Source organism: Halobellus limi, from assembly GCF_004799685.1.
GTDB lineage: Archaea > Halobacteriota > Halobacteria > Halobacteriales > Haloferacaceae > Haloquadratum > Haloquadratum limi.
In genome coordinates, this window is record NZ_CP031313.1 from 34,102 (window position 1) to 46,096 (window position 11,995).

Sequence of the window (11,995 nt, forward strand, 5' to 3'; positions counted from 1 at the left end):
TGATACCGAGTGTTTCCACAGATTGTAACGTAGTTGTCTCATATGACGACGGAGTTAGGAATATGTCAAGTTGACCTCAATGGCGTTCGCACTTTGGAGTACTTGTTCAGGAATCTCTTCGGTGAATTTGTCGCCTTTCATCCGTCGTTTGAGCCCTGAAATGCTAACCGCTGCCATCGCTCGCCCCGCTTCATTCGTAATCGGGACTGCGATACAGCGCATTCCTTCGACTCGTTCCTCGTCATCGGTCGCGAATCCCCGTTCCCGTATCGCTTGGAATTCCTCAAATAGTCGTTCACGGCCTGTGATAGTGTTCTCGGTGACTTTGGTAAGACCTCGACAGTCGATGATCTCCTCTACTTCATCTCGGGGAAGATAGGCCATAATTGCTTTTCCAAGCGCCGTCGTGTGTAACGGGACACGCATCCCGGCGTGCGTATCTAGGCGGACTGCTTCTGGTCCCTGGGCCGTGTATATGAATACCCCGATGTTGTGTTCTTCGATCATCAGGTTTGCGTGCCCGCCAGTTTTCTGGGCTAGCTTGTCAATTTCCGGCTGAGCGATCGTGAACAACTTGCGCCGCGAACGGGCATAATCGCCTAATTGGAGAAACCGAGCCCCAATATAGTACTGGTTATTTTCTTTTATCAGATATTCCTCTTGCGTGAGTGTCTGGAGATGATCATAAACCGTACTGGTGGGCATAGACACGTGTTGCGCCACCTCGGAGACTCCAGCTCCGTTGAGTTCCCTGAGTGCTTCAACGATCTTCATCGAGTTTTTGGCCGCCTTCACGGGGATTGTCGATGACATCCTACTAAATATATATTACAATATGTATATAAGCATTTCCGCTACTACCGGAAGGGGTGTCAACCTTAGCGTTCTAATTTAGGTCGTGTTTAGTTTGGAGGTGTTGAGCGCTATCGAGCATAAAAACGGTGGATTCGGCGTTGTGTTTCTGGCGAGGTTCTCAGAGAAACGTCTTGGTTACTGCGGTCATTGTTGTGGAAAACAGCCGCAATGAAGCAACTCGTTTGTCTCGGGATCGGCGGCAGCGTACAGCCAGAATTGCTGATTATTGGCCTTGTTGAAACCCTCAATCGGTGATAGGTTTCAGCGGTAATGCTGCATAACGAGGGTGTATCTATCACTAACTCCCGGGGTCAATTGACCACTCTCACTCTTCCTCAACGGTCGAGACGTCCTGCCACGACGACTCACCGAAGAACGTCTGTAGCGCCCCGAGGACCCCTAAGTACGTCCCAAAAAGGACGATAACGAACGGGACTATAAGTGCCAGCACTAAACTACCGAGTGGGTTGATTCCGAACATTTGGAGGGGAGTCATATCCGGTGGTAGGCTCCACTTTTTCATAATATTGTCGATATTGAGCACAACTAATTCACATCTGTGACTTCTGGAAGTGGCCGATATGCGCCCTGTATGCAGCACGCCGTTTGTATCAACAGCTGAGGGTTTCAACAGAGCCAAAGAAGCAGTTCGACAGCCGTGCGAGATACAACGCGCATATCTCAAAGCGTCGTTAGTCGGGCCTGTTTGTTCGGCTCAACATAGCTTGGAGAAGAGATGGCGAGATCAATACGGACACCAGTACGAGCGCTACGAAGGCCGAGAACAGCCGTCCTGAGATGAATCCCGCTGCGAGAGCGGTGCTGATGATCGCCAGTCCGACTCCCGTCTTCGGAGTCATACCGACGCCGATCGCGGCGGACTCGCGGATATCTCCGCCCGCAATCAGGTTGCCGACGAACCCGCCGACAAACTTCGCTGTTAGACCGAATGTAACGACGGCGATGACGAATGCGTCAAGAGTGGTCAGGACACGGAGATCGATTTGTGCTCCCACGCCTGCGAAAAAAGCGGAATAAACATCCCGTACGCGATACCGGCGATACCCTCACGAACTTCCAACCGCGAGAGACGCTCATCTTCACCCACAAGCAGCCCAATAATGAGCGCTCCGAGAGTAACATCGAGACCGACCGCCTCCGCGCTGAAACTAACGAGGAAGATCACACTAAAGAGGGCCAGTATGTCTGCTTCTATCTGTCGTGAGCGCGCCAGCAGTGACGAGAGTTGTTGGATAACGGTGAACCGAGCGATCACCGCCAGGGCAAAGAACCCAATCACTTGTCCAAGAGTCGCCACGGCCTCGATGGTACCGTCCCCGGAGACTGCGAGCAAGAGCAGTGCAAACGCGAGAAGGCCTACGACGTCGTCCACGATCGCGGCCCCGACAACACGACGCCCGACACGCGAATCGAGCTGGTGTAGGTCAAGTAACGTTCGAGCGGTTACGGCGATAGAAGTCACCGAGAGCGCGAGTGCCAGAAAAGCACTCTCGGCGACGCTATAGTCGAACGCGAGGCCGAGTACGAGGCCGGTGCCTGCGGGTATTATCATTCCAAATAGCGCGATACTGATGGCGGCAGAACCAACTGACAGGAGTTCTGTGAGGTCGAGGTGTTCGTAGCCGATATCGAAAAAAAAAGCATTGCGCCGATCATCCCGAACACGGCGAATGTCTCATCGTAGTCAATGAGACCAATGATAGACGGCCCGAGAACCAGTCCTGCGATGATCTCACCGACGAGAGCAGGTTCACCCACCCGTTCGAGGGCCTCGCCGAAGACAAACGCGACCAACAACGTCACGCCGACCACTAGCAGTATATCCACCATCAGCAACGAGATGCGCTCGAATATGCTTGTTTCTTGCTCCCAAGGTGAGAACTTTGACTAACAAAACGCACGAGTGTAGCGACTGTTCCGCCGTTCCATACACGCTCTGAATCGAACGATCCCAGCCTCAGCGAAATTGGGGTACTCACGCGCGAGATACGCGCTGTACATCCAGCAGGACGCCGAGAACATATTACCAATTGAGGATTTCAACAGAGCCTGATTATTGGTTCGAATCACGGTTTCGTCAACCGCAATGTGATTCGGAGTTCGACTTTCTGGGGGCTGTAGGTCAGCCTTCTGCACCCAATCGTAGATTGCTTTTCGAGATCGTTCGACACCAAGTTCTTCGAGGATACCGAACTTCATCGCACGCTCGGGCATCCGCTGTCGCTCCACAAAATCCAAATCAATCCAGTCCGTACATCCGGTGAGGCGGGCGATTTCTGGCATAGAGTACCACAAAAGCACACCGCCTCACTCTTCATCCGTAACTAACCACGACCCTAATTTACGGTAAAATTACTGTAACTCTACATTCTACCTCTCGCTGTATCGCGATTTAGGCTCATCTCGAAGATTACCGTAAATTCACTGTACACTAACTTTGACACCCTTGTCATCGAGAGTTTTAGTATTTAACACGAATAATTCCCAGAACTCGATGAATACAAAAGTGGGTTCCGAGATTACAAGTACGGACTATTGACCGTTTAGCCGCATTCGTTACGCTCAGGCCCCGAACTGGAATATGGGCTTGCAGGACTCAGAATTGAGGAACGCCTCGAACGCTCGGGTCGGCTCATCCGTACTGAAAGAAGTGTCGAGGATTGTATCGACCGCAATCTCGCCACGTTCCATTAGTCGGAGTGCCTGTTCGAAGTTCGACCAAGTCGATCCGTACGAGGTGTTAATATCAATCTCGCCACGAACACCAGACGTGAGCGTGATCTCGCTCTCCTCGTTAGGAATGCCTACGACGACAATCTGCCCTCCTTTTCGAACCTTTTCGAGCGCTATGCCAGCACCGGAGTGGTGTCCTGTCGCGTCAAATACGATGTCGAACCCGATTCCATCGGTCAGTTCGTCGGTTCGCTCCTCAAGACTCTCGGCCGCCATATTCACTGTCTCGATACCTAGGTCGTTCAACAGCGGCAGTCGGTAGGCAGCGTCCTGTTCAAGTCCCGAAACGACGACATTGGCACCAAGCGAGTTGACGACGGCCGCGATGAGGGTTCCGATCGGACCCGGACCTTCTACGAGAACGTGGTCTCCTGGTGTGGTGACGGACTGCTCGAAGACCGCCCGTGTTGCGATGCTCGTCGGTTCGGTGATAGCAGCATGTTGCAGCGAGACGCTGTCGGGAACGGCGTGGAGGTGTTCTGGAGTGACGGCGACGTATTCTGCGTATGCACCATCCCGATGGAGGCCAGTTATTGAAAAATTCTGACAGACATTCTCTTGATCATTTTTACACTGGAAGCACCGCCCACACTCGTGAATCGGTTCCTCAACTATTTTATCCCCTTCGATGAATCCATTAACGTCGTCCCCCACAGTAACTATTTCACCTGAATACTCGTGGCCCATAATTCGCGGGATAGGGATCCACTCGTATCCGTCATCGTATTTGTATGCGTGGGCGTCACTCCCACAAAGACCGGCGGTGTGGACCTTTACAAGCACTTCGTTGGATTCGATTGAGGGAATTTTTTGTTCTCGTGTCTCAACGGAGCGCGGTCCGGTTTGAATAATTGCTTTCATTTTTTATCAAGGAGAACCTACGGCTCCCCAAGTAATCAAGGATACACGGTTATCAATAAAAAGGTTTTGTTTAGATATTTCGTCGTGTTTGCTCTATTGAACCCGAAGACGGCGGCAGGAGAGCGTCGCTCGCTCAAAAGCGCTGTGCCGCCAGCCCCACGGCGGTGGTGAGTGACCCGGCTGGCCACGGATTTGCCGACTGGAAGCACCTGACGCTGCATTTTCTTCGCGTTCATATGGACGCGAGCTACGCGGAAATCGTCGATTGGGCCAGCGAGATGAACCGAGTACGCGCCGTCTTGCAGTTGGCCAGGACCGAATTTCCGGGACTCGCGACGCTGTGGCGGGCGCTCCAGCGGGTACCCACCCGCATCTGGCGCCAACTGCTCCACCGGTCAGCGACCACCTGCGATCCTGGGGAGCAGAGCGCCCTGGATGACACCTTCTTTGACCGTCAAGCGGCATCCAGCCATTACCGAGATCGCTCGAATCGCCACATACGCCCGCTGAAAACGACGGCGTTAGTCGATGCGGGGTCGTGTGTCGTTTTGGATTGACACTGTTCGGCATACTGGCGTCACGACAACCGGAGTGGCCGTCGAGTCGCACTTAACAATTTCGAGGGAATCGAAAGTTTCGCGGCTGACAAGGGCTACGGTGACCAGTCGTTGAGGGATGCTCTCCGCTCGGAGAGCGTCCGACCACTCATCAAACACCGGCTGTTCCCCCACTTACGATCACGCGCATAACGGACGGTTGGTCAGCGAACTCTAGGGACAACGCTGGACGCTCGAAAATGCCGTCTCGGTCATTCAGCGCCGATTTGGCTCCGCTGTCAGGCCGAGCGCGTTTTACGGTGAATTTAGAGAACTCGTTCTCACCACCACAGTCTACAACCTCGAACAAGCACTCAAACAGTGATCCCTACGCTGTCCGCTGATTCAATGGATTATACAAAACATTTATTTGCTTGGTAAATCGTTTCCGAACGATGTCCGATAGCCTACAAGCACGTCTTGAGTCCGTCGACAGTACTGTCGATATGTTACGTGACGCTGATTTAGAGTTCAATCAGTACGTATTCCCCGATGAACACACGAACTGGATTGAGGAACAGCGTTCCGTTCGAGAGTCGTGTGCTATTGTTGATCAGTCGTATCATATGGAGCCGTGTTTTGTCAAGGGGCCGGAAGCAATCGACTTCTTGGAGAACATCGGTGTAAACAGTTTTTCGAAGATACGCAGTCAGGACCCGCCACAGGCGATTAACTTACTGATGTGCAATCCAAATGGATACATCATTGGCGACCAGATCCTGTTTTATTTAGGAGAGAACGAGTTCTCTTCAGTAGGCTCGGTCTGGGCGAACAACTGGATCCGGTACACTTCTGAGACGCTGGATTACGATGTCGAAACGGAGACCCCATACAGCCCGTATATGGAAAATGCGATGCCCCCACGGTACCGGTTCCAGATCCAGGGGCCGAACGCTCTTGACGTAATGGAAGATATCGTCGACGGCTCGCTACCGGAAATTTCGCTCTTCGAGATGGACGTTATCGAAATCTGCAACCACGATGTATACGCTCTAGGCCACGGAATGGCAGCTACAGCAGGATTGGAGATATTCGGGCCGTATGAGTACCACGGTGAGGTACTCGATGCAATCCTCGCCGCAGGTGAAGCGTACGACATTCGTCAGCTTGGATCGAAGGCGTACAAGACTGGGAAAATCGGCTCTGGATGGCTTGTCGGCCCCGTTCCAGCGATTTACGAGAATGAGGAAATGAAAGGCTACCGGGAGTGGCTTGACGCTGAGGGTACGGAGGCAACCTTTTCTATCGGTGGCAGCTTTGTCTCTGACGACATCAGAGACTATTATATGACGCCAATGGAGCGCGGTCAGGGTCACCTTGTGAATTTTGACCACGACTTCGTCGGGCGAGAGGCGCTTGAGGAGATGGTCAACGAGCCGCAGCGACAGCGGGTCACATTCGTCTGGAACGAGGAGGACGTCATCGACGTATTCGCCTCTCTGTTCCGGGACGGAAAGACGAGCAAGTTCATCGATATGCCCGACACAGCGAATACATGGTCGAAGAGTCACTACGACAAAGTCAAGAAGGATGGAGAGATAGTTGGCCTCTCGAAGTACCCCGGATATCTGTTCTACGAACGTGAGATGTTGTCCTTAGGGACGATCGATCGCGCCTATAGCGATCCAGGGACGGAAGTGACGTTTGAGTGGGGCGACCAGTCCAATAAGCAGCGTGTCGAACAGCACAAGCCCGTGGAAATCCGGGCGACAGTCGCACCAGCTCCTTATGTTACCGGCGGTCGGGAGTCGATGTAAAGCCCGGCCAGCAAGAAAGTGTGAATACACTGGCTGAAAACGGCCTCACGGAACGATTGTTTTGTGGTTTAATTCAAGCGCAGATCTGTACTTGTCGAGAATCTCAATGGGTGGTTTCTACCAGTGGCTACCCTTTGTACCTATGTGATATCTGGCTATATACTTACTATAAGGAAATGGTCCACTCAACATCGCTTTTTCACATAAATTTCTGGTCGTGTTTAGTTAACCCTGTAAGTAATTATTTTGTGTAGCACCTGATTTGTGAGGTTTTGAGTATTCTCACACGTCTGCGTTCCGTTCAGAGTTTGACGTTGATTACGTTACTAATTGTAATCGTAAACTCAGTTTGCCTGGTAAATTATCGACGTTGTAGCTCTTCCACGTCGAATATTACTCTGGTGCTTAACTAAACACGACCCATAGGGACCACCACCAAGCATCCAAATCAAATCGGTATATGATTCAATTCACAAAATATAAACGAATCAGGCCATCGCACACGAACCTGAAATCAGTGAGTCAAGCGTCGAGATCGACTTAACAGCTGGATCGGATTTATACGATATTTAGGATGACTCTTTATTTTCGCGGGAGAAGCTTTGAATCGCTGTACTCACTTGACTGTCCGAGACATCGACTTTGATCGAACCCTGTTATCGGGAATAGTAGTCGGATCTGCCTCTCGTACACTACTTATTCAATAGTGAATTGTATTTAGATTTGCTTAGCGGGACACGTCGCACGTTGGGGTGAATCCTGACTAACATCGAACCTGATTCCGAACGACATCCGGCATTGCCGGATAAACTTATCTAAGCGACAGGGCTCCTACTTTTTGAGAATTTCCGAGACCGACCTCTTTCGATAACAGGTGTACCCTTGTTACTACAACGGTCAGTTTCTCAGTCTCTGCGATGGTTCTATCGAATTAATCAGAACTATTCCCATCGACTATATTAATCAAATCAGCATCGAAATTTTCCGGCTATGCCGGATAATTTTTTATGCTGATATCGGTCTCGCAGAAACGTCCCGACAAAGACTTCGTCCGCTTTGCTCCCGTTGCACATCACTATTGAAATTATGCGTAGGCGACAATAACTGATTCTTTAGTCTTGGGCGAATGCCGTTATGGCTAGAAAGGTTCGATTGAACGGCTTGACTCTTGTTATCTTGACGGAAGACGGCGCCGATGCTCCAGACTGTCCCGGCGTCGTAAAGGGTGCAGCCTAAAGGATCAGTCGCGGGTTCGCATCGTGCGCTACAGAAGCAAGTCCAAATTTTATCATCTTTGATGTGATACAGACACGCCACCGAGACCGGATCACCCGTGGAGGACAAGAGGTGTATTGGCAGGTAAGAAAAGTGGACGTGAGTACTCTAAAATTTTGCACCTGTCATTCCGAGATGCGACGCTGCGGAACGACGCCATCCGAACAGCATCCCCGTCCCTCATAGTATTCGTCCAATGCCGTGTCGAACTCAGGAAGTTCGTACGGTAGTCTATCGTCTTCCCTATCGAAACCACGCTGGTTGTTGAAATGTCGCTCCAGCGTGACGATCCGTGCTCTGACAGCCAGTAGTCGCGAGAAATCCGCATCGAAGAGCACCTCGTCCCGTTCTGTTGTCGTAAAGTTTCGCGAGAACTTGCAGACGACGCCGCTGTCATTCAACGCCATCGAGTTCTCGCGCTTGATGAGCCGATCCACTTTCCCGACCGTTCCCTCGGGGGTGACCGCCTCCTCCTGCGGAACGAGCGGATACTCGACCGAGTAAAACGTTGCGTACATATGATCTGCGCCCCGATTCGCAACCGCGTACGATCTTCGACCGCGAAAATGCCAGTAAGCACTACTGCCGCCGGACGAATTATCGCGTTCATACTAACGAGAATTCCGTGACCCTGTCTTGAAATGTGTCGTTTACAACATCAAACGAGCAGTGAAATCATAAAATCAAGCGCGGTAAGGTGATTCACCAGAGCCAAATATGTAATTTATATGATTAATGTCTGTAAATTCTGAGGAAGTGTACTAAAATTTAAATTTAATCCAAATTCTAGAGTATAAACTATAATAAATACAGTTTGAATCAAAACTAACGGTTTTCCACCTATAGAGTTGATTTAATTTTAGAATTACAACAGTAGCATTGTAATATTATGCTCGAATTGATAGTTCAGATTGTCCATTTGAGCGGAGCGTCACAAAGTTGATCGCACCTGCGATCTTCTCAGACAAGCACTTGTCTGAGGAGTTCGAAACGCTGTTGCTACAACTGCGAGATCTCGCAAAACACCCGTTAGGAGCTTGTTGCAGGTGAGGCTCTTCTGATCAAAAATTATGTTGCTTTGCAAAATGGATATATTGTATGAGAAAATTATGCAGGAATGGCGGAGTAGACAGGTATGGCTCCTACCGGGGGTAAAGTAACATAGCGATTGACCGTATGGAAGGTCGTTGTAGAGAGACGGGCCGATCTCGTCGGCGATTTCGTGGATAGCCCGGTGAGGAGCGGACGTTACCCTACCCATTCTCCCCGGCGAATTCAATCAGGGGCTTGATCGTCTCGCCGTGCATAGCCGCCTTAAACAGCCCCTCCTCGTCGGCCAGTGTGAATCCGTCGTCAAGGAGCGGGTCGACATTGACCGCACCAGATCGAAGAAGTTCCGTCGCCCGACCAAAGTCAGGCCACGTGGCGGCGTAAGAACACTGGAGGTCGATTTCGCCACGGATGAAGGGGGTGAAATCGAGCGATACGTGTCCGCTTTGGCCAACAACGACTACTTGACCTCCCTTCCGGACGGCGTCGGCGGCGCCGACCAAGCCGGACTCGTGACCCGTGGCGTCGAAGACGACATCGAACCCGCGGCCTCCGGTGTACTCCCCCCGGACCGTCTCGATATCCCGTTCGGCGACGTTCTCGGTGTCGAAGCCGAGTTCGCGTGCAGTCGGAAGCCGGACTCGCTCGTCTTGGTCGACACCGGTGACGACGACGTCGCCACCTTGTCGACGGGCGATCATCGCCGTCAGGAGGCCGATCGGACCGGGGCCCTCAACGAGGACCCGGTCACCCGCCGTCGTTCGGGAGTTCCGGCAGACGGTACGAGCGGCGACAGCGGTGGGTTCAGTCGCGGCCGCCGCCCTGAGCGACAGGTCGTCTGGAATCGAAAAGAGGAACCGCTCCGGGACGGCGACGTAGTCGGTGAAAGCGCCGTCGTGGTGGACGCCGGTGATGGTGAAGTCCTGACAGAGGTTCGGTGTCCCACTCTTGCACCGGAAACACTCGCCACAGCCGTGGTTTGGTGCTTCTACGACGCGGTCACCGATAGACACCCGCGTCACGTCGTCACTAACTTCCACGACCGTTCCGGCATACTCGTGGCCGAGGATCCGTGGGAAGTCCATAAAGTCGTAGGCGTTTTCGAACTCATAGATACCAACGTCGCTCCCACATAGCCCCGCGTAGGCCACCTCCACGAGTGCCTCACCGGATTGGATCTCCGGTCGGTCCACGTTGATCACGTCGATACACCCCGCTTTGCCGGCGGTCTTTGCTAATCCGCGCATATCAAGTATGGAAACCAATGGATATTAGGCGTTCCCATTAGTGAACTGACGGTTCTGTGCCTGATGGACTTAGGAGTAGACGATATTAAGTTCAATCACCTCTACGTGGCGCTGGAGGATGTCTGGTAACTTCTCACGGAACCGGGGGCCATTGATGCGGTTACTTGGCCCGGCAACGGCGAGAACACCCAGCGTCTCACCGGTCGTCCGTTTGGTTACCGGAACTCCGATGCCTCGTGACCCATCGATCCGCTCGTTATCTTCGAGAGAGTATCCGCGCTCTTTGGTGTCTGCCAGCTCTGCGCGTAGTTCATCAGGGTTAGTGATCGTCTGGTCAGTAAACGCTGTGAGGCCCACCTCCTCGATGTAGGTGTCGACCTGCTCTGGCTCCATAGCGGCCATCATTGCTTTCCCGGTCGCCGTCGCGTGGAGCTGGAATTGCGACCCAAGGTACGTGTCCATCGATAGCGCTCCCTTCCCTTCGATCCGATACACGTGCATCGATCGGAACTGATGCTCGGCGGCGAGCGTGACGTACTCGCCCGTGGCATCGGCTACCTCCTCGACTACCGATCGGCCGTGTTTGACCAATTCTATATTGTCCCGGCAGTAGCCGCCAAGAGTAACGAGTCCCAGTCCAAGTTTGTAATGGTCGTCGTGCTTCTCGACGTACCCGCGTCGCCTGAGCGTCTCGAGGTGCTGGTATATCGTACTCTTCGATGGCTCCAGAACGGCTTCGAGCTCCGAGACCGTTCCAGCGTCAGTTTGAACCAGCGCTTCGAGGATGTCAAGAGACGTTTCAAGTGACTGAATGGAATGATCACGACTTGTTCCCATATCTCGCTAATATTTAGCCAGGGAACAAATATGTTTTGCTCTCCAAAACAACCGCCAATCCCTCAGCCTCATTTATTATAATCCCGGGAAAAGTTCAGCTGGTCAAGAACTGTGTTGCTTTGCAAAATGAGTATATTGTATGGAAAAATTATGCAGGAGTCGCGGCGTAGACGGGTATTGCCTCCTACCGGGAGAAAAAGTAAAATAGCGGTTGACCGTATGGAAGGTCGTTGTATGGAACGAAACAGGTACTACGAGGAGATTGACGTTGGCGAGGAAGGCGTCTCCCAAGCACGTACGATCACGGAAGCTGATGTCGTCAACTACGCCGGCGTGTCTGGCGATTTCCACCCGTACCACACTAACGAGGAGTTTGCAAGTAAGTCCGACTTCGGTGGCCGAATTGCTCATGGGTTACTGGTTCTCAGCATCGCCGCTGCGCTTGAAGCCCCCGAGAACGAGCACGCGTTCCTCTACGGCTTCGAGTCGATGCGGTTCGTGAAACCTACGATGCTCGGAGATACGATTCACGTCAAATCAGAGGTAACGGACAAGTCAGAACGGTCCGAAGAGTATGGCATCGTCACGACCAAGATCGACGTCAAGAACCAGCGCGAAGAGACAGTTCTTGCCTGCGAAAGACAGCTGATGATCGAACGGAAATCCGAAACCTAAATTGAGAGTATCGACCGCGTCTCAATCGGCGCGAATGTATTTTTTAGTGTACTGACACCCTCGAACTCGAATTCAACGACATCGCCGT

At 52.2% G+C, this 11,995-nt stretch carries 8 protein-coding genes and 5 pseudogenes; 3 read left to right on the forward strand and 10 right to left on the reverse strand.

What is annotated here, in order from left to right; genetic code table 11:
• Nucleotides 1-54: 54 nt before the first annotated feature.
• The 7 genes and pseudogenes from DV707_RS16545 to DV707_RS16565 form a co-directional block, all read right to left on the reverse strand.
• The gene (locus tag DV707_RS16545; protein WP_103992621.1) at nt 55-813 is read right to left on the reverse strand and encodes an IclR family transcriptional regulator; all 759 of its coding nucleotides are present in this window, start codon (nt 811-813) and stop codon (nt 55-57) included.
• A 91-nt stretch (nt 814-904) separates the two neighbouring features.
• Nucleotides 905-1,089, reverse strand: a pseudogene (locus DV707_RS19070) (IS6 family transposase); the annotation flags it as partial.
• A gap of 91 nt (nt 1,090-1,180) precedes the next feature.
• Entirely contained in the window at nt 1,181-1,351 is a 171-nt protein-coding gene (locus DV707_RS18520) for a hypothetical protein (RefSeq protein WP_160113956.1), read from the reverse strand.
• Nucleotides 1,352-1,547: 196 nt separating this feature from the next.
• Nucleotides 1,548-2,503 (reverse strand): annotated as a pseudogene (locus tag DV707_RS16555) (cation:proton antiporter).
• Complete coding sequence (locus DV707_RS19075; protein ID WP_235010826.1) at nt 2,425-2,706, reverse strand: hypothetical protein; 282 nt, start codon at nt 2,704-2,706, stop codon at nt 2,425-2,427. The pseudogene DV707_RS16555 and the gene DV707_RS19075 overlap by 79 nt, the downstream one beginning before the upstream one ends.
• 219 nt (nt 2,707-2,925) lie before the next feature.
• Nucleotides 2,926-3,159 (reverse strand): annotated as a pseudogene (locus tag DV707_RS16560) (IS6 family transposase); the annotation flags it as partial.
• 279 nt (nt 3,160-3,438) lie between these two features.
• Complete coding sequence (locus tag DV707_RS16565) at nt 3,439-4,470, reverse strand: zinc-dependent alcohol dehydrogenase (protein WP_103992619.1); 1,032 nt, start codon at nt 4,468-4,470, stop codon at nt 3,439-3,441.
• Between the two features lie 74 nt (nt 4,471-4,544).
• On the opposite strand from DV707_RS16565, the pseudogene DV707_RS16570 reads away from it, so the two are divergent.
• Both DV707_RS16570 and DV707_RS16575 read left to right on the forward strand, forming a co-directional pair.
• Nucleotides 4,545-5,391 (forward strand): annotated as a pseudogene (locus DV707_RS16570) (transposase).
• Between the two features lie 70 nt (nt 5,392-5,461).
• Entirely contained in the window at nt 5,462-6,823 is a 1,362-nt protein-coding gene (locus DV707_RS16575; protein WP_103992618.1) for an aminomethyltransferase family protein, read from the forward strand.
• 1,400 nt (nt 6,824-8,223) lie between these two features.
• Here DV707_RS16575 and DV707_RS16580 read toward each other — a convergent pair.
• The 3 genes and pseudogenes from DV707_RS16580 to DV707_RS16590 all read right to left on the reverse strand — a co-directional run.
• Nucleotides 8,224-8,649 (reverse strand): annotated as a pseudogene (locus DV707_RS16580) (aldehyde ferredoxin oxidoreductase C-terminal domain-containing protein); the annotation flags it as partial.
• A gap of 702 nt (nt 8,650-9,351) precedes the next feature.
• A complete protein-coding gene (locus tag DV707_RS16585; RefSeq protein WP_103992616.1) occupies nt 9,352-10,395 on the reverse strand; it encodes a zinc-dependent alcohol dehydrogenase in 1,044 nt (347 codons plus the stop codon).
• Between the two features lie 69 nt (nt 10,396-10,464).
• On the reverse strand, nt 10,465-11,232 hold the full coding sequence (locus DV707_RS16590) for an IclR family transcriptional regulator (RefSeq protein WP_103992615.1): 768 nt from the start codon (nt 11,230-11,232) through the stop codon (nt 10,465-10,467).
• 219 nt (nt 11,233-11,451) lie between these two features.
• Here DV707_RS16590 and DV707_RS16595 point away from each other — a divergent pair, with 219 nt between their 5' ends.
• Nucleotides 11,452-11,907, forward strand: coding sequence for a MaoC/PaaZ C-terminal domain-containing protein (locus DV707_RS16595; protein WP_338072205.1), 456 nt, complete (start codon nt 11,452-11,454; stop codon nt 11,905-11,907).
• The last annotated feature ends 88 nt before the right edge of the window (nt 11,908-11,995 follow it).

What these genes read in the sequence shown, in the direction of transcription:
- DV707_RS16595 (WP_338072205.1), top strand. Translation starts at nt 11,452, where the DNA reads ATGGAAGGTCGTTGTATGGAACGAAACAGGTACTACGAGGAGATTGAC.
- DV707_RS19075 (WP_235010826.1), bottom strand. Translation starts at nt 2,706, where the DNA reads ATGGTGGATATACTGCTAGTGGTCGGCGTGACGTTGTTGGTCGCGTTT.
- DV707_RS16590 (WP_103992615.1), bottom strand. Translation starts at nt 11,232, where the DNA reads ATGGGAACAAGTCGTGATCATTCCATTCAGTCACTTGAAACGTCTCTT.
- DV707_RS16545 (WP_103992621.1), bottom strand. Translation starts at nt 813, where the DNA reads ATGTCATCGACAATCCCCGTGAAGGCGGCCAAAAACTCGATGAAGATC.
- DV707_RS16575 (WP_103992618.1), top strand. Translation starts at nt 5,462, where the DNA reads ATGTCCGATAGCCTACAAGCACGTCTTGAGTCCGTCGACAGTACTGTC.
- DV707_RS18520 (WP_160113956.1), bottom strand. Translation starts at nt 1,351, where the DNA reads ATGACTCCCCTCCAAATGTTCGGAATCAACCCACTCGGTAGTTTAGTG.
- DV707_RS16565 (WP_103992619.1), bottom strand. Translation starts at nt 4,470, where the DNA reads ATGAAAGCAATTATTCAAACCGGACCGCGCTCCGTTGAGACACGAGAA.
- DV707_RS16585 (WP_103992616.1), bottom strand. Translation starts at nt 10,395, where the DNA reads ATGCGCGGATTAGCAAAGACCGCCGGCAAAGCGGGGTGTATCGACGTG.